General features: G+C 70.7%; 15 protein-coding genes, 2 tRNA genes and 1 pseudogene. 12 read left to right on the forward strand and 6 right to left on the reverse strand.

Translation table 11 applies throughout. The annotated features are described in order from the left end of the window. Window positions 1-108 precede the first annotated feature (108 nt). From HNR21_RS20320 to HNR21_RS20335, 4 genes are all read left to right on the forward strand, one after another. Complete coding sequence (locus HNR21_RS20320; RefSeq protein ID WP_182706413.1) at window positions 109-1,278, forward strand: L,D-transpeptidase; 1,170 nt, start codon at window positions 109-111, stop codon at window positions 1,276-1,278. A gap of 313 nt (window positions 1,279-1,591) precedes the next feature. Next, window positions 1,592-2,707 carry a L,D-transpeptidase gene (locus HNR21_RS20325; protein ID WP_312881124.1) on the forward strand — a complete coding sequence of 372 codons (1,116 nt, stop codon included), beginning with the start codon at window positions 1,592-1,594 and terminating at the stop codon, window positions 2,705-2,707. A gap of 285 nt (window positions 2,708-2,992) precedes the next feature. Beyond that, window positions 2,993-3,064, forward strand: a tRNA-Glu gene (locus HNR21_RS20330). Window positions 3,065-3,085: 21 nt separating this feature from the next. Beyond that, window positions 3,086-3,161: transfer RNA gene (locus HNR21_RS20335), tRNA-Glu, on the forward strand. 41 nt (window positions 3,162-3,202) lie between these two features. Here the strand turns inward: HNR21_RS20335 and HNR21_RS20340 are convergent. Both HNR21_RS20340 and HNR21_RS20345 read right to left on the reverse strand, forming a co-directional pair. Continuing rightward, window positions 3,203-3,703 (reverse strand): annotated as a pseudogene (locus HNR21_RS20340) (class II aldolase/adducin family protein); the annotation flags it as partial. An 886-nt stretch (window positions 3,704-4,589) separates the two neighbouring features. Further along, entirely contained in the window at window positions 4,590-5,504 is a 915-nt protein-coding gene (locus tag HNR21_RS20345) for a GntR family transcriptional regulator (RefSeq protein ID WP_182706415.1), read from the reverse strand. Window positions 5,505-5,601: 97 nt separating this feature from the next. Between HNR21_RS20345 and HNR21_RS20350 the strand changes: the two genes are divergently transcribed. From HNR21_RS20350 to HNR21_RS20360, 3 genes are all read left to right on the forward strand, one after another. Beyond that, complete coding sequence (locus HNR21_RS20350) at window positions 5,602-6,693, forward strand: FAD-dependent monooxygenase (RefSeq protein WP_182706416.1); 1,092 nt, start codon at window positions 5,602-5,604, stop codon at window positions 6,691-6,693. Beyond that, window positions 6,690-6,992, forward strand: a complete 303-nt coding sequence (locus HNR21_RS20355) for a hypothetical protein (protein ID WP_182706417.1) — start codon at window positions 6,690-6,692, stop codon at window positions 6,990-6,992. The genes HNR21_RS20350 and HNR21_RS20355 overlap by 4 nt, the downstream gene beginning before the upstream one ends. A gap of 160 nt (window positions 6,993-7,152) precedes the next feature. After that, window positions 7,153-7,689 carry a hypothetical protein gene (locus HNR21_RS20360; RefSeq protein WP_182706418.1) on the forward strand — a complete coding sequence of 179 codons (537 nt, stop codon included), beginning with the start codon at window positions 7,153-7,155 and terminating at the stop codon, window positions 7,687-7,689. A gap of 168 nt (window positions 7,690-7,857) precedes the next feature. Here HNR21_RS20360 and HNR21_RS20365 read toward each other — a convergent pair whose 3' ends face one another. After that, window positions 7,858-8,331 (reverse strand): GbsR/MarR family transcriptional regulator, encoded by a 474-nt coding sequence (locus tag HNR21_RS20365; protein WP_182706419.1) that lies wholly within the window; start codon window positions 8,329-8,331, stop codon window positions 7,858-7,860. Between the two features lie 80 nt (window positions 8,332-8,411). On the opposite strand from HNR21_RS20365, the gene HNR21_RS20370 reads away from it, so the two are divergent. Together HNR21_RS20370 and HNR21_RS20375 are read left to right on the forward strand one after the other, a co-directional pair. Next, window positions 8,412-9,344 carry an ABC transporter ATP-binding protein gene (locus HNR21_RS20370; RefSeq protein ID WP_182706420.1) on the forward strand — a complete coding sequence of 311 codons (933 nt, stop codon included), beginning with the start codon at window positions 8,412-8,414 and terminating at the stop codon, window positions 9,342-9,344. A 60-nt stretch (window positions 9,345-9,404) separates the two neighbouring features. Continuing rightward, window positions 9,405-10,235, forward strand: a complete 831-nt coding sequence (locus HNR21_RS20375) for an ABC transporter permease subunit (protein ID WP_182706421.1) — start codon at window positions 9,405-9,407, stop codon at window positions 10,233-10,235. A gap of 255 nt (window positions 10,236-10,490) precedes the next feature. Here HNR21_RS20375 and HNR21_RS20380 read toward each other — a convergent pair whose 3' ends face one another. Beyond that, a complete protein-coding gene (locus HNR21_RS20380) occupies window positions 10,491-11,015 on the reverse strand; it encodes an SLC13 family permease (RefSeq protein ID WP_182706422.1) in 525 nt (174 codons plus the stop codon). Between the two features lie 164 nt (window positions 11,016-11,179). Between HNR21_RS20380 and HNR21_RS20385 the strand changes: the two genes are divergently transcribed. Beyond that, a complete protein-coding gene (locus tag HNR21_RS20385) occupies window positions 11,180-11,542 on the forward strand; it encodes a CBS domain-containing protein (protein ID WP_220500226.1) in 363 nt (120 codons plus the stop codon). Between the two features lie 34 nt (window positions 11,543-11,576). Here the strand turns inward: HNR21_RS20385 and HNR21_RS20390 are convergent, their stop codons facing one another. After that, the gene (locus tag HNR21_RS20390) at window positions 11,577-12,944 is read right to left on the reverse strand and encodes a TrkH family potassium uptake protein (RefSeq protein ID WP_182706423.1); all 1,368 of its coding nucleotides are present in this window, start codon (window positions 12,942-12,944) and stop codon (window positions 11,577-11,579) included. A gap of 261 nt (window positions 12,945-13,205) precedes the next feature. Between HNR21_RS20390 and HNR21_RS20395 the strand changes: the two genes are divergently transcribed. Then, window positions 13,206-14,147 carry a calcium/sodium antiporter gene (locus HNR21_RS20395; protein ID WP_182706424.1) on the forward strand — a complete coding sequence of 314 codons (942 nt, stop codon included), beginning with the start codon at window positions 13,206-13,208 and terminating at the stop codon, window positions 14,145-14,147. Between the two features lie 304 nt (window positions 14,148-14,451). On the opposite strand, the gene HNR21_RS20400 is transcribed toward HNR21_RS20395, so the two are convergent. Continuing rightward, entirely contained in the window at window positions 14,452-14,901 is a 450-nt protein-coding gene (locus HNR21_RS20400; RefSeq protein ID WP_182706425.1) for a hypothetical protein, read from the reverse strand. 356 nt (window positions 14,902-15,257) lie between these two features. On the opposite strand from HNR21_RS20400, the gene HNR21_RS20405 reads away from it, so the two are divergent. Beyond that, the gene (locus tag HNR21_RS20405; RefSeq protein ID WP_182706426.1) at window positions 15,258-16,538 is read left to right on the forward strand and encodes a cation:proton antiporter; all 1,281 of its coding nucleotides are present in this window, start codon (window positions 15,258-15,260) and stop codon (window positions 16,536-16,538) included. The last annotated feature ends 116 nt before the right edge of the window (window positions 16,539-16,654 follow it).

A 16,654-nucleotide genomic window follows, 5' to 3' on the forward strand; every position in this document is an offset into this window, starting at 1 on the left:
AAAGGTTCGGCTCCCGCGTCCGGGGCGCGAACCAATCCGGCGTTACGGACGTCTCCCCTGGTGTATAGATACTTCGTCAAAGGGGCGGAGATCGAAGTGGGGGAACGAGTGAGCGCAAGGGGCAGGCTCTGGCTGATCGTGGCCGGTGGCGCGGGGGCGGTGACGGTGTTCGTCGCCGGCTGCAGCGGTGGCGGCGTCGGCGACCTGACCTCGGCCGAGGACGCCACCGTCACGATCACGCCCGGCAACGGCACCGGCAGCGTGCGGCCGGACGCGCCGATCGAGGTCAAGGTCGCCGGCGGCACGCTGGAGAACGTCTCGGTCACCGGCGGGGACGTGCGCATCGACGGCAGGCTCAGCGCGGACCGCACCTCCTGGAGGTCGGCGCGGACCCTGGTGCCCGGCACCTCGTACACGGTGACCGTCCGGGCCCGCAACGGCGACGGCAAGACCACCGCCTCCAACAGCACGTTCACCACGCTCAAGCCGGCCCGCACGTTCGGCATCTCCGACGTCACCCCCAACATCAAGGGGGAGAAGGTCGGCGTGGGCATGCCGATCATCGTGCACTTCGACCGGCCGGTGACCAACAAGGCCGTCGTGGAACGGGCGCTGGAGGTCAAGGCCGAGAAGCCGGTCGAGGGCGCCTGGCGGTGGATCGACTCCACGCAGGTCGTCTACCGGCCCAAGGAGTACTGGAAGCCGTACCAGAAGGTGTACTTCACCGCCCGGCTGGCGGGCGTGCAGGGCGCCAAGGGCGTGTGGGGCACCAAGGACGGCTCCTACACCATGCAGATCGGCGCCGAGCAGATCACGACCGGCAACATCAACAAGCACCACGCCACGGTGTACCGGGACGGCAAGAAGCTGCGCACCATGCCGTTCAGCGCCGGCAACGGCACCACCCGCGAGTACACCACCACCAGCGGCGTCCACCTGCTGATGGAGAAGGGCAACCCGGTCAAGATGACCGCCCCCGGGCGCAAGAAGGGCGACGACGGCTGGTACGAGCAGATGGTCAACCACGCGATCCGGATCTCCAACAGCGGCGAGTACTTCCACGCCGCGCCCTGGTCGGTCGGGTCGCAGGGGCGGGCCAACGTCAGCCACGGCTGCCTGAACCTCAGCCCCGAGAACGCCCGCTGGTACTACGGCATCCACCAGCGCGGCGACGTGGTCAAGCTGACCGGCACCGACCGCCAGCTCGAGTGGAACAACGGCTGGGGCTACTGGCAGCTGTCGTTCGAGGAGTGGAAGGAGGGCAGCGCCCTGCACTGAGGCGCTGACGCTCCGCGACCGCCGCAGGCCCCCGGGAACCGCCCGGGGGCCTGCGGCGAATAAGAAGAGAATCCCGGACGGCAACACTTCGATCTCGACCGCCCGCAAAAACCCGAACGGGGACATGATCGATGTGTTTTGTCGCTAATGTCGTCCCGGGGATCTGGTGGGGTCTGGGAGGTTCACGGTGCGACTGCGTGGAGCCGGTGCTGCCGGGATCGCGGGGGCGATGGTCCTGTTCGCGACGACGGCCTGTTCCGGAGGGGGAGACGGCGGGACGGGAACGGGGAGCACCGTCGCCGGCGAGGAGGACGTGAGCGCCCCCCAGGTGACGATCACGCCCGGGACCGGCACCACCAAGGCCCCGCCGGACAAGGGCGTGGTGGTCAAGGTCGGCAACGGGACGCTGGAGCAGGTCAGCGTCACCGTCAAGGGCAAGCCGGTGGAGGGGGAGATGTCCTCCGACAAGACCACCTGGCGGTCCCGCACGCTCAAGCCCGGCACGGCCTACGAGGTCTCGGTGGTGGCCCGCAACCCGCAGGGCAAGACCACCACGGCCACCAGCAGCTTCACCACGCTCAAGGCCGCCGCCCCGCTGACCGTCGTGGACATGATCCCGATGCCGGGGGAGAAGGTCGGCGTGGGGATGCCGATCACGCTGACCTTCAACCGGGAGATCCCCGACCGCGACAAGAAGACGGTCGAGCAGGCGCTGGAGGTCAGGTCCACCAAGCCCGCCACCGGCGCCTGGTTCTGGATCAGCGACCGGCAGGTGATCTTCCGGACCAAGAACGAGCAGTACTGGCAGCCCAACCAGACCGTGAAGCTGACCGCCGAGCTGGCCGGGATCAGGGCCGGCAAGGGCGTGTACGGCACCGCCGACTTCACCCGCTCGTTCAGGATCGGCGACTCGCACATCTCCACGGTCAACGCCAAGACCAAGAAGATGGTCGTCAAGGTCAACGGCAAGGTCGTCAAGAAGACCGGGATCAGCGCCGGCAAGGGCGGCCGGGTCGTCAACGGGGTCGACACCTACCTGACCACCAGCGGCATCCACCTGACCATGAGCAAGCACCGGGTCGAGCGGATGACGTCGGAGTGGATGGGCGTCGACCCCAAGGACAAGAAGAACGGCGGCTACGACCTGCTGCTGCCGCACGCCGTGCGGATCTCGTCCACCGGCGAGTACGTGCACGCCAGCCCGGACCGCTACTGGGCGTTCGGCCGCTACAACGCCAGCCACGGCTGCGTCAACACCCCGCCCCCGTTCGCCGAGTGGTTCTACAACCTCTCCTACCGGGGCGACATCGTCATCGTGACGGGCACCAAGCGGAGCCTGCCGTGGAACAACGGCTGGAGCTACTACGAGATGTCCTGGGACAGGTGGGTCAAGGGCAGCGCCCTGGACCGCGAGGTCACCACGGGCTGACCGCGCCCTCCCCGGCGACACGACGCCCCCGGCGGCTCCGGCCACCGGGGGCGTACTCGTCCCGGCGGAAAAACCCGTTGCCTCCGGACATTCCGGTGCCGCACACTTGTCTCAACAGCGGAAACCGCACCGGATTCCACACGACGAAGGGAGCGTGCGCCATGACGGAACACCGTCTCGAACGCCATGAACGCCCCCTCGTCCCCGGCGGAGAAGCCCTCTGACGTCCCGGCCCTGACCGGCGCGCCGCCTTCTCCCCAGGGAGCGGGCGGCTTTTCCATCCAAGGCGCGTTCGTCCAGTGGCCAGGACACCACGTTCTCACCGTGGAAACACGAGTTCGATTCTCGTACGCGCTGCTCGCCCTTTCCCAGGGCCCAGGCCGGGTCGACTAACCGGAAGGTCACCGCCCTTTCAAGGCGGCAGGTGCGGGTTCGAACCCCGTCCCGGCTACCACGTTTCCGCGACAGGTGCACGGTCCGGGCGACGTCCTCTCACATCACCGCGGCCTTCACCGCCGCACGGGCCGTGCCGCCGATGGTGAAGACCCCGTGGTCGCGCATCAGCACGGCGGGGCCGCGATGCCCGGCGAGGGTCTCGTCGCCGCCGATCAACGCGAACGGGCCGATCGGGATCCCTCCGCCGAACTCGTCCGCCATGGCCGTCAGCACGCACGGGATCGGCTCGCCGCGGGCCGCCCACACGGTCGCGTAGGGGGAGTGGGTGTGCACCACTCCACCGACGTCGGGCCGGTGCCGGTACACGTAGGCGTGGGCGAACACGTCGCTGGACGGTTTGAGCGCCTCGCCGTCGACGGCCTTGCCTTCCAGGTCGCACAGGACCATCGAGTCGGGAGTCAGCTCGTCGTAGGGCAGTCCGCTCGGTTTGATCAGGAAGTGGTCCTCTCCCACACGGGCGGACACGTTGCCGGCGGTCCGGACGACCAGTCCGGCCCGGACGAGGATCTGGTGCAGTTCGGTCAGTTCCCGGCGGATCACGGTGGGCGGGGTTTCGCCTGGTCAATGTCGTCGCTTTCTGCTGTCGCCGGTGCTGCGCGGCGGGGGCGAACGGGGAGGTGCCGTTCGTCGGCGGCTCAGGTCAGGGCCATACGGTGAATCCCTCGTGGCGTACGGACCAGCGGCCGTTGCGCGGGAAGCCCGGGCAGTCGGCGCCAGCGCCGTCCCATCCGGCGGCCATGAGGGACACGGCTGCGAGCAGTCCGCCGTTGGCCGGGAGGTGGATCGGCAGGAGGCTGCCGATCTGGGGGCTGTGCCCGGTGGGCTCGCCCGTCACCGTTGGCGTCGACGCCGTAGGCGGCCCAGGTGGCGGCGAGGAACTGCATCGGGCCGCCGGCTCCGGCGTGGTTCTCCCCGGAGCGGAGCGCACCAGTGGGCTTCCCGAGGGAATGCAGGGCGGCCACGGCCTGATTGAGGTTGATGCCGATCCGGCGAACCTGACCACTGGCCTGCAGAAGGTGGCGCATCAGTTCCCGCAGAGGCACGAACTCGGGAGCGTGACCGCCCTGGGCCACCGCGACCAGGACCTGGCCGGCGTAGGCGGACACGGCGAACCGCTCACGAGCCGCGGCGTCGCGCACCGCCGCGTACTCCTCCTCCGTCAAGTCGACGCGGACGCTGCGAGACCGGTGAACTCCTCGCCGACGCCGCCGGCTCCATCGACTTGCGGCCACCGGTCCCCAGCAGCCCCGCACATACGCCTGGGCCCACCACCGTTGATCAACCCGCGCGAACGGGGCGAACACCTCGGCCGCGAACTCCTCCAGCCGCGTCCGCACACCCTCCAGCTCCTGCGGAGTCATCCCTCCCACCTCCCGCGCCAGATCGGGACGAACACGCAGGAACTACCTCACCCGACCGAGCCCTACTAGGCGGGCGCGTCGTCCCGCCGGTCGCGGGCGATGAGCGCCTCAACGCCGTCCAGCAGCGGCTGCAGGCCGAACTCGAAGAACTCGTCGAGATCCAGGTCGTATCCCTCGCTCGGCAGGCCCGCCAGCACCTTGGCGAAGGTGGGCAGGCGGCGCAGGTCCATCGCGCCCACCTGGGCGTCGACCCATTCCTGGTCCGACACCCCGGTGGCCGCCTGCGCCTGCGCCTCGTGCTCCAGGTTGGCCGCCAGCCCCTGGACGTGGCTGTAGACCAGGATCTGCAGGTTGAGCATGGTGACCGGATCCAGCCCGAGGCCGTCGAGGGCGGCCAGCAGCCGTTCGCCGTGCGCCATCAGGTTGGGCAGGGCCAGCGGCCGGTTGAGCGGGGTGATGTGGGCCAGCCACGGATGCCGCCGGTGGACCTGCCACAGCAGCCGCGCGACCAGCTCGAACCGGGCCCGCCAGCCCTCCGGCGGCGTCTCGGGCCAGGCGGCCTCGCCGTACGCCGCGTCGGCCATCAGCATGACCAGGTCGTCCTTGCCGCCGACATAGCGGTAGGTCGACATGGTCGACACGCCCAGCCGGGCCGCGACGCTGCGCATGGACAGCGCGCCCAGGCCCTCGGCGTCGGCGATCTCCATCGCCGCCGCGACGATGCGCTCGCGGGTCAGCCCGTGCTCCCCCGCCGGGCGCCGCCGGTGCCCGCGGTCGGCCACCACCGTCCCGGACCTCGGCCTGGCCTCGACCAGACCCTCGTGGCTCAGCGCGGCCAGCGCCTTGGCCGCGGTGGCCAGCGCCACCCCCCACTTCATGGCGATCTGCCTGGTCGACGGCACCCGGTCGCCCGGCGCCAGCTCCCCTTCGGCGATACGCCGCCGGATGTCCTCGACGATCTGCTGGTACGGCGCTGCCATGCACTCCTCCTTCTGTACTAGTACAGAATCTATCAAAACCCCTTACCAGCCACTGTTTGTACGGCGTACATTCTGTCGTACACGAAAGGGGTTCACCATGAGGGCACTCATCTCCGGCGCGGGCACGGCGGGCCTGTCTCTGGCGTTTTGGCTGCGCCGCCACGGATTCACCGTCACCGTGGTCGAACGTTCATCCGCCCTGCGCCCCGGCGGCCACGCGATCGACATCCGCGGCGCGGCGCTGGAGGTCGTCTCCCGGATGGGCCTGTTGGAGGAGATCCGGCGGGCCAGGACCGGTTACCGGGGGATGTCGATGCTCGACGGGGACGGCGACGAGATCTTCCGCAGCACCGAGTCCACCTACAGCGGCGGCCGTTTCGACAACGACGACGTGGAGCTGCTCAGGGAGGACCTGACCCGGATCCTCTTCGAGCACACCCTCGCGGAGTACATCTTCGGCGACTCGATCACCGCCCTGCGGGAGCACGCCGACGGCGTCCACGTCACCTTCGAGCGCTCCGAGCCCCGCGACTTCGACCTGGTGATCGGCGCGGACGGCCTGCACTCCACCGTGCGCCGCCTGGCCTTCGGCCCCGAGGAGCGCTTCGTCCACCCGCTGGGCCAGTACATCGGCATCTACACGATGGACAACTTCCTGGGCCTGGAGGACTGGCAGACCTGGCTCAGGGACGGCGACGCCGGTTACGGCATCTTCACCACGCGCGACAACACCCGGATCAAGGTCTTCGTCGGTTTCGACGCGGACCCGATCGACTACGACCACCGCGACGTCGAGCAGCAGAAACGCATCGTCGCCGAACACTGCGCCGCCCTACGCTGGGAGACCCCCAGGCTGCTCAAGGGCATGTGGGAGGCCCCGGACTTCTACTTCGACGCCATGGCCCAGGTCCGCATGGACCACTGGTCGACCGGCCGCATCTCACTGATCGGCGACGCCGCCTGCTGCCCCTCCCCGATGTCCGGTCAGGGCACCAGCCTGGCCCTGGTGGGCGCCCACGTGCTGGCCGAGGAACTGGGCAAGGCCACCGACCACAAGACCGCCTTCGCCCGCTACGAGGCCCGCATGCGCCCCTTCGCCGAGGCCAACCAGGCCCTGGCCCTGGAGAATCCGGGCGGCCCCGCCAGCGACGAGTCGGTCGAACGGGCCAAGAACGCCATCGCCTTGTGATCACCGGCCCCGGCGACGTTGGCGAGCAGGCCGAGGGTGGTCTCGTGGCCGGCGGTGACCAGCAGCCAGAGGGTGTCGAGGAGTTTGTCGCGGGTGAGAACGTCGGGGTGGTCGTGGTGCGCGGCGATGAGTGCGCTGGTGAGGTCGTCGAAGGGTTCTTTGGAGCGAAGGTCGACCACCCCGTCGGCGTCGGCGTGCTCGGGAAGGGCGCCCAGGATCGCATCGATGATGCCGACGATCCGGGGGCGCAGGGCCTCAACTCTGCTGGCGGCGGCCCGCCCCGCCCTCAGAGGATCTGACGGCCGCCGCCGTGGTGCTGTCGGCCCGACGCCGCGGCTGGCCGGTGCTGACCGACCGGGCCCGACCCTGCTGGCGCTGGACGCGGCCATTCGCACCGAACCGCTGCCCTGACTCCGACGAACCGGTGATCCGCCCGCGCCCGTCTTGCGTCTGAGAGGCATGAATGATCCGGGTGAGCCGCCCGCCGCACCCTCGGGCCCGGCGGTGGTGGGGTGGTGGCGTCGGCGGTGGGTGTGGTGGACGGCCGGTGCGGTCGGGACCGTGCTGGCGCTGGTGCTGCTGGTGTTGTTGCTGTGGCCGGCCACGACCTGGTGGGTCGAGCACGTCGACGGGGTGGACCTGGACGGGCAGGGCGCGCCCACCGGCAAGGAGCGCCAGGAGGTGCTGGACAAGGCCCGGGGCCGGATCACCGCGGTGGCGACCGGGATCTTGGCGGCGGTGGCGATCTACTACACCGCTGCCAACGCCCGCTCGGCCCGGCAGACCGCCCACGCCGCACAGGACAACGTCCAAGCCGCACTGCGGGCCTCCGAGGTCGCCGAAGCGGCGCAGCTGCGCACCTTCCAGCTCACCCAAGAAGGCCTGCGGCAAAGCGAGGAGGCCCAGCGCCGTACCCATGAGCTGACCGAGCGGGGCCAGGTCACCGACCGGTTCACCGCCGCCGTCGCCCAGCTCGGCGAGGCCAGCACCGGCTGACCACACGGATCGGGTCGGCCAGAGTCGATGGGCAGTTCATCGAGCTGGTCGCCCACTTACCGGGTGCTCGAGGTGTGGGAGCTGCTGGGGAGATCAGGCTGCGCTGACCGCCAGGACCGCTTCACGAGGGCGGTGGTGTCGGTGAGGTCGGTCGGCCGCGTGGATGGGCTATGCCGGGTCTGACGGCTGGGCGCGTTCGGCCCGCCAGCGCTCCACCAGGGCGGGCAGTTCGCGGAACATGAAGCCGTAGAAATCGCGCATCTCCTCCAGCCGGCGGGCGGCGGGGGAGTCGGGGCCGGCGGCGGCGATGCCCTGGTCGGCGGCCTGGAACATGGCCTGGACCATGCCGTTCTGCGCCGACATGAGCGTGGCCCAGGCGCCGTCGCGCAGCCGGTAGTGCTCGCGGCGGCTGCCGGGGGCGGGCACCCGTTCGATGAGCCCGACGGTGGACAGCATCTTGATCGCCCCCGACACCGAGCCGGAGCTGATGCCGAGCCGCTCGGCCAGCTCCGGGGCGGTCACGCTGTCGGTGTCGGCGAACAGGAAGGCCGCCAGCACCCGGGCGGTCGCCTTCTGCATGCCGCCCTGCGCCAGGGTCAGGGCCATCCGCTCGGCGGCTTCGGTGGTGTCTGCCAAGGTCATCCTCTCACTCACGGTCCTGAGGCAAGTCTAATCGCTCCGAGACTTCAGAAATCTCTGAACATTCTGATAGTCTTTATGGCATGACCACGGCGATCGAGCTCACGGAGCTCACCAAGACCTACGTCTCCCGGCAGGGTTCCCGGCGTGTCGCGCGGCGGGGTCTGTCCGGCCTGGACCTGACGGTGCAGGCCGGGGAGGTGTTCGGCTACCTCGGCCCCAACGGCGCCGGCAAGTCCACCACCATCCGGCTGTTGCTGGACCTGATCCGCCCCACCTCCGGCACCATCCGGGTGCTGGGGCGCGACCCGCGCGCCGACGCGGTCGACCTGCACCGCAGGGTCGGCTACCTGGCCGGCGACTTCGTGGTCGACGGTCGGCAGAAGGCGGGCGAGTGCCTGGCCTTCCTGGGGAACCTGCGCGGCGGCGTTCCCACGGCGCGGATCGTCGAGCTGGCCGACCGGCTCGAGCTGGACCTGGGCGCACGGATCAAGAGCCTGTCCAAGGGCAACCGGCAAAAGGTCGGCCTCGTCCAGGCGTTCATGCATGATCCCGAACTGCTGATCCTGGACGAGCCCACCTCCGGGCTGGACCCGCTGGTGCAGCAGACCTTCCTGGACATGGTCGCCGAGGCCAAATCGGCCGGGCGGACGGTGTTCATGTCCAGCCACATCATGAGCGAGGTCGAGGCGGTCGCCGACCGGGTGGCCATCATCCGCGACGGCCGCCTGGTCGCCCTCGACACCGTGGCGGGGCTGCGCGCCCGTTCGCTCCTGCAGGTGCGGATCGACTTCACCGCGCCGGTGCCCGCCGAGGAGTTCACCGGCCTGCCCGGCGTCACCGACCTGGAAGTGCAGGGCACCACCCTCACCTGCAACGTCAACGGCAGCCCCGACGCCCTGGTCAAGGCCGCCGCCCGGCACACCGTCACCGGCCTGCACGCCGACACCCAGGACCTGGAAGAGCTCTTCCACGCCTACTACACCGGCCAGAACCCAGGCCGCCAGGTCGCCTGACCCACCGCCAGACGCTCCCCGTCTCCACCCTCGCACGCCTTCACACGCACAGGAATCGACATGACCACCGCTTCCCCGGCCGTCCTGCCCGGCGCCTCCGGCGCGGCCCGTGCCTTCGGCCGCTCGATGTTCACCAAGACCCTGTTCGACAACCGGCGCGTCTTCGGCGTCTGGGCACTGGCCACCGGCCTGCTGGCGATGATGTACGCGAGCTTCTACCCGCAGATCACCGCCGACGCCGCCGCCAACGTGCCCGAGGCGATGCGCGGGTTCGGCTTCCAGGACATGGCCTCGGCCGCCGGATACCTGCAGGGCGCGGTGTTCGGACTGCTGGTCCCGCTGCTGGCCACCTTCTACGGCGCCGCCACCGGCGCCCGCATGATCTCCGCCGACGAGGAGTCCGGCTACCTGGACCTGCTGCTGGCCCACCCCATCGGCCGCACCCGCCTGCTGCTGCACCGCTTCGCCGCCCTCGCCACCGGGGCGGTGCTGATCGCCATCACCGTCCTGGCCGCGGTCCTGGCCGTGCGCACCAGCGCCGACCTGAAGGCCGTCTCCATCGAGGGCTTCACCGCCCAGGCGGTCAACCTGGCACTACTGGCCGTACTGTTCGGTGCGCTGGCCACCGCCCTCGGCGCCGCCACCGCGGCAGGCCGCGCCACCGTCTTCGGCATCACCGCCGGAGCCGGCGTGCTCACCTACGCCCTGCACGGCTTCGCACCCCAGATCGGCGCCGACTGGCTGCGCCACCTCACCCCGTTCCACTACTACATCGGCGGCGAACCGCTGAAGAACGGCCTCCAACTCGCCGACGCCGCCGTCCTGGCCGCCGCCACCATCGTCCTCATCACCGCCGGAACCTGGCGATTCGGCCACCGCGACCTCGGCTGAACCAACACCCTGCGCTTGCCCTTGCAGTGTGGAGGCATCGCCTCAAGGGAGTTGGCGATGGCGGAGACATGCAGGAGGTTCGACTGGGACTTCCGGGAGGGCGCTGTCCGGTTGGTGGCGGACGGTCGCCGACCTTCCGCCCCGGCATCTCCTCACCTGGCCGCTAGCTCGGCCAGGTGGGAACCGCCGTGGTGAGCACTTCCGGCCCTGTGGTGGTAGCGGCCGTGGCGTGCAGCGCTCATCGGCGGGCTTTTTCTACAGATAGCGCAGCCGGAGGTAGGGAGTGGTGAGGGCGATCGTGAGCACGGTGACGATCAGGCCGTACCGCGTGAAGGTCCAAAAGCTGATCGGGTGTCCGTTGCGGGCGGCGATGCCGAGTACCACGACGTTGGCGCTGGCGCCGATGGCGGTGGCGTTGCCGCCCAGGTCGGCGCCGAAGGCCAGCGCCCACCACAGCACCTGCCCGTCGGCTCCTGCCTGGTTGGCGAGGTCGGCGACGATGGGGCTCATGGTGGCCACGTAGGGGATGTTGTCGACGATGGCCGACAGGGCGGCTGAGGCCCACAGCAGCAGCATGGCGGCAAAACCCAGGCGCCCTTCGGTCGCGTCGGCGGCCGCGGTGGAGATCTCGCCGATGACTCCGGTCTCCACCAGCCCGCCGACCATGACGAACAGGCCCATGAAGAACACCAGGGTGGGCCACTCCACCTCCTCCAGCGCCTGCTCGGTGGTGACCTTGGTGGCCGCCACCAGCAGCCCGGCGCCCAGCAGCGCCACCACCGACGCACCCTGACGCTCCTCGCCGTTCGGTCCGGGTGCGGGCGGGCAGCGTCACAGATGTTGCGCGCTCATGAACTGGCCCACGAGTATCCCGTTGTCGATGCCGACAGCGACGCCCTGCAGGCCACGCGGCTGCTGACCGAACGGCGGCTGCCCGGCTGATCGTGGTCGACGCCGACCGGCACCCGGTCGCCGTGCTGCCGGGCTCGCAGATCCTCCGGTTCATCGTCCCCCGCCACGTCCAAGACGATCCCGCCCTCGCCCACGTCTACGGCGAACGACAGGCCGACCAACTGTGCACCACGCTGGCCGGCCGCACTGTCAAGGACCTCCTGCCCGCCGACCCACCGCAGCTACCGGTGGTCGACGGTGACGCCACCGCCATGGAAATCGCCGCGCTGATGGCGGCCGCGCGCAGCCCCTTGGCCGCCGTGGTGGAATCCAAGGGCGGCAAGGTGAAGAACCCGCCGTTGATCGGTGCGATCTCCGTCGTCGCTCTCCTGGAACGACTGCTGCCCACCCACTGACCACCCACGTCCGGTCGATGTGGGCGGCGCACTGTCAGCCGACGATGGGGCGTTCTTCGGGGAGCTCGTAGCGGCGGGTGCGTTCGCGCAGCGCCAGGGCGGAGAACACGGTGACCGGGCCGACGCGGCCGATGAACATCAGCGCGACGAGCAGTAGCCGCGCGGCCGGTGGCAGGTCGGCGGTGATGCCGGTGGACAGCCCGACGGTGGCGAACGCCGAGATCACCTCGAACAGCACCTTGTCGAGGGTGTGCGGCACCATCGCCAGCAGTGCGAAGGTGCTGACCGCGACGAGGCCGACGCCCAGCAGTGCGATGGTCAGGGCCTGGCGCTGGACCGGGCCGGGCAGGCGGCGGTGCCCGATGTTGACGCGGTCCTCCCCGCGCAGTTCGGCCCACATCACGAAGGCCAGCAGCCCGAACGTGGTGACCTTGATGCCGCCCGCGGTGCCGGCGCTGCCGCCGCCGATGAACATCAGGATGTCGGTGGCCAGCCAGCTCTCCGACCGCATCGCCACGATGTCGATGCTGTTGAACCCCGCGGTGCGCGGCATCACCGCGGTGAAGAACCCGGCCAGGACCTTGGCCGGGCCGGACAGCGGCCCGAGCGTGCCTGGGTTGTCCCACTCGGCGGCGGTGAGCACCAGCGTGCCCGCCGCCAGCAGCACCACGGTGGTGCCCACGGTGACGCGGGTCAGCACCGACCAGGCCCGAGGCCGCCGCCAGGAACGGACCAGCTCGAAGATCACCGGGAACCCCAGCCCACCGATGATGACCGCGAGCGCGATCGGCAGGCACACCCACGGATCGGCGGCGAACCGGACCAGGCTGTCGGGCCACAACCCGAACCCGGCGTTGTTGAACGCCGACACCGCATGGAACACCCCCAGATAGGCGGCCCGTCCCACCGGCTCGCCGTACGCCAGGGCGAACCGCAGCGCCAGTGCCACCGCCAGCACCGCCTCACAGCCCAGGCTGAAGATCACGATGTTGCGGATCACCCGCCGCACACCCACGCCCTGCAGGGTCTTGGTCTCCGCCTGCACCAGCAGCCGGGCCCGCAGCCCCAGCCGTCCCGACACCAGCAACGCGAACAACGTCGCCAGCGTCATGATCCCCAGACCGCCGGCCTGGATCAGCCCCACGATCACCAGCTCACCGAACAGCGACCACTGCGTTCCGGTGTCCACCACCACCAGACCGGTCACGCACACCGCCGACGTCGCGGTGAACAACGCCGTCAGCACTCCCGCCGACTGGCCGGATTCCGAGGCCGCCGGCAGCGCCAACAGTCCGGTGCCCGCCAGCACCGCCACCGCGAAACCACCGACGATCACCTGCGCCGGATGCCGGAACCGCTCGAGCAGTCCCTGCCGCACACCGACAAGCCGCACAGCCGTCATCACCCGCCTCGAACACGCGCCAACACCGACCCCAACCTCACACCATCGCCCGACCGGCCGCGCACAGCCCCTCTGTGAAATCCCGCCGGCCCTGGTCATGGAGGAGCCCGAAGCGTCCGGCAGAGGCTTCGGGCAGGTGGCCGGGCATGGTCTTCGAACCGTTGCCGGGTTACCGTGGGCAGAACGCGTCAGCCAGGGCTGTGCGTGGTGTGCCGGGAAGTCTGGTCGGCGGTGTGCGCCACCGACCGGAGGTGTTCCCGGATGCTGTTCTCCCTCGTTCTGCTGCTGGCCGGGCTGGGCCTGCTGGCGGTGGCCGCCGATCATCTGGTGCTGGGGGCGGCGCGGGTCGCCGCGGGCACGGGCGTGTCGGCGGTGACCGTCGGGGTGGTGGTGATCGGGTTCGGCACCAGCGCGCCGGAGCTGCTGGTGTCGGGGTCGGCGGCCGCTGAGGGGCATGCGGGCCTGGCGGTGGGGAACCTGGTCGGCTCCAACGTCATCAACCTGACCCTGGTGCTGGGCATGGCCGGGTTGATCGCTCCGGTGCTGGTCACCTCGTCCGTGCTGCGGCGGGAGGCGCCGCTGTCGGTCGGCGCGGTCACGGTGTTCGCGGTGCTGTTGCTGCGCGGGCTGGACGCGGTGGCCGGGGTGGTGCTGGCGGTTCTGCTGGTGGCCGCCGTGGTGTGGATGCTGCGGCTCTCGCGCCAGGAGGCCGGCGACGTGCTCGGCGCCGAGACCCGGGAACTGGTGGACGGGTCGGGGGCCGGGCGGCTGCCGGTGGAGCTGGTCCGTGCGGTGCTGGGGCTGGCGGGCACGCTGGCCGGGGCGCAGCTGCTGGTGACCGGCGGCGCCGACCTGGCCACGCGGCTGGGCGTCCCTCAGCAGGCCGTCGGCTTCACGGTGGTGGCGATCGGCACCTCACTGCCGGAACTGGTGACCACCGTGCAGGCCCAGCGCAGGGGCGAGGCCGACCTGCTGGTGGGCAACCTGCTGGGCAGCAACCTGCTCAACAGCCTGGCGGGCGGCGCGGTCGTGGCACTGGCCGCCCCGCAGGTACCGGACCCGGGCGGGACGGCGCTGATCGCGGTGATGGTGGGCATCAGCGGCCTGGCCTGGGCGCTGCTGGCGCGAGGCCGGCGGCTGACCCGAACCGAGGCGCTGGCCCTGACCGGGGGCTACCTGCTGGCACTGCCGCTCCTGGCGTGAGCCGTGGGCCGGATTCCGGAGGGACGATTGGAGCCGGGCACCTGCCCAAGAACGCCATCCGGGAGCTGAGCCCGCATGGGACCGGGAGAACGCCGCATCAACTGCGCCCCGATGCCCACCCACCTCGCTCAGAGCGGACGCACCGTCCCCGAACGCAGGCCACGTCCCGCCGGGCGACCTGACCGGCCGGCCTCGGACGTCATGCCCGCCGTGGCGGGGAGATCTCTGGCGCATCACCGCCGCACCCACTGACGGCCCACCCCTTACCGAGGGTTCGGGATTCCTGAGCGGCAACAGCCATCGGTCACGGTCGTCGTCGCAGGGTGTTGGCGCCCGCCCGCAGCAGGTGGCAGCCGCACAGCAGGCCTGCCAGGCCGAGCAGAGTGCCGCCGATCAGGCCGAGCCAGTACGGGTCGCCTTCGGGGGTGTAGACGTAATGGCGGGCGCCGGTGTCCAGGGCCCGCGTCGGACGACCGGCCGCCAGGTCGTCGCGGCCGGCGCCTTCGAGCCACACGTTGCGCCGGACGGTCTGCCCGGAGTCGGCGTGGAAGCGTCCGTACCACACGCAGCGCCGGGAGCAGTCCAGCCGCTCGGCGACGAACACCCCCTTCTGGCCGGATCCGCGCTGGGCGCGGACCGCGGGCGCGTAGTCGGGGATGACGACGTAGCCCAGGAAGATCGCGCACCCCAGGCACACCACCCCGACCACCAGACGGCCGACCGCGAATACGGCGTAGGGCGGGGAGGAGCTCACTTCTCGGAGCTTACGGGGACGGCGCCCAGCCGGACATGGCCAGAACCCAGGAACGCCAACCGGCCCCACACCGCCCCATCGCCGACCGTTGCCAAACGCCCCGCTACCGCCGGATCCTGTCCGGTCCTCACGGGATCAGCCTCTTTTTCGGGCTTACTGGTCTGCCCGGTCGGCCGAGCCGATATCGGCCCCCGCCCACCCTCCGTCGCCTGGCCCGGTGGGGATGAGCAGGTGTGATGTGGATGATCGGGACTGGCGGGCGGAGCGGATGTCCGGTTAGGGTCGTGCGCTGGTGAGCCGGGAAGTCTGGTCGGCATGTCCCTGTCCGACCGTTCCCGAAGGAGTGCCGGCCTCCCGTGACCGAGCTTCTCACCGCGTTCGCGGCTCTGCTGCTGCTGGCCGTCCTGCTGTCGAGCCTGGCCAACCGCACGATCCTGTCCACCGCCGCGCTGTTCCTGGTCGGCGGGTTCCTGCTGGGCGACGGCGTCACCGGAGTGGTGTCCCTGCGGCCGGGCGACTCCATCGTGGCCACGCTGGCGGAGCTGGCGTTGTTCGCGGTGCTGTTCACCGACGGCATGCACGCCGGGTGGCAGGACCTGCGCAGCGCCTGGCGGCTGCCGGGCCGGGCGCTGGGCTGGGGGTTGCCGCTCACCCTGGCGGTGACCGCGGTGCTGGCCCACTTCGTGGTGGGGCTCGGCTGGGTGGAGTCGCTGCTGATCGCGGCGGTGCTGACGCCCACCGACCCGGTGTTCGCCGCCGCGTTGGTCGGCAACGAGCGGGTGCCGCCCAGGCTGCGGCATCTGCTGAACGTGGAGTCCGGGGTCAACGACGGGCTGGTCCTGCCGTTCGTGGTGCTGTTCCTGGCGATCGCGCAGGGCTCCGACGACCTGCACCTGGGCGAGCTGGGCAGCGAGCTGGCGCTCGGGCTGGTCATCGGGGTGGCGGTGCCATGGGCGGCGATCATGCTGGAGCGCACCCGGCTGTTCGCGATCTCCGCCAAGTACGAGCCGCTGAACGCGGTCGCCATCGGGCTGCTGGTGCTGGCGCTGGGCAAGGCCACGCACGGCAACCTGTTCCTGGCCGCGTTCGCCGCCGGCGTCACCGTGGCCACCATCGGCGAACGCCACCGGCAGGCGTTCGAGGAGTTCGGCGAGCTGGTCGCCGAACTGCTCAAGCTGGCGGCACTGCTGGTGTTCGGCGCGTTGCTGTCCCCGGCCTTCCTCGGCGACGTCGGCCTGGCGGGCTGGGCGTTCGCCGTGCTGGCGCTGGTGGTGGCGCGGCCCGTGGCGATCTGGGTGTCGTTCCTGCGCTCCGGGCTCACCGGCCGTGAGCAGGCGGCGGTGATGTGGTTCGGCCCCAAGGGGTTCGCCTCGGTGGTCTACGGGCTGCTGGTGCTGGAGTCCGGCATCACGGCGGCCGACGAGATCTTCCACCTGGTGGCGGCGACCATCGTGCTGTCGATCCTGGCGCACAGCTCCACCGACATCGTCGTGGCCCGCGGCTTCGACGAAGCCCGCGAGATCCCCGCCTGGCACGGACCTCGGAAGGAGCCGCTCGCGGCGGACGGGGCTCGGCGAGCTCCCGGAGATGATGCGGCGGCCGCATCGAAGAGGGAAGAGCACGGTGAAGGCGGCTGACGGGGAATCTTCGCCGGCCGGGCGTCGAGTCTCGAAGGCGTGTCGGGGGCCTGGTCGGCGCCGCCACATCGGGGGCCGACTGATCACCGGGCCGCCGCCGAACGCGCGGTCCTGAG

The organism is Thermomonospora cellulosilytica (assembly GCF_014138835.1).
Classification (GTDB): domain Bacteria; phylum Actinomycetota; class Actinomycetes; order Streptosporangiales; family Streptosporangiaceae; genus Thermomonospora; species Thermomonospora amylolytica.

Coding starts and splice junctions, on each gene's coding strand:
- HNR21_RS20345 (WP_182706415.1), bottom strand. CDS start 5,504: ATGGCAGCGCCGTACCAGCAGATCGTCGAGGACATCCGGCGGCGTATC.
- HNR21_RS20350 (WP_182706416.1), top strand. CDS start 5,602: ATGAGGGCACTCATCTCCGGCGCGGGCACGGCGGGCCTGTCTCTGGCG.
- HNR21_RS20360 (WP_182706418.1), top strand. CDS start 7,153: ATGAATGATCCGGGTGAGCCGCCCGCCGCACCCTCGGGCCCGGCGGTG.
- HNR21_RS20365 (WP_182706419.1), bottom strand. CDS start 8,331: ATGACCTTGGCAGACACCACCGAAGCCGCCGAGCGGATGGCCCTGACC.
- HNR21_RS20370 (WP_182706420.1), top strand. CDS start 8,412: ATGACCACGGCGATCGAGCTCACGGAGCTCACCAAGACCTACGTCTCC.
- HNR21_RS20375 (WP_182706421.1), top strand. CDS start 9,405: ATGACCACCGCTTCCCCGGCCGTCCTGCCCGGCGCCTCCGGCGCGGCC.
- HNR21_RS20390 (WP_182706423.1), bottom strand. CDS start 12,944: ATGACGGCTGTGCGGCTTGTCGGTGTGCGGCAGGGACTGCTCGAGCGG.
- HNR21_RS20395 (WP_182706424.1), top strand. CDS start 13,206: ATGCTGTTCTCCCTCGTTCTGCTGCTGGCCGGGCTGGGCCTGCTGGCG.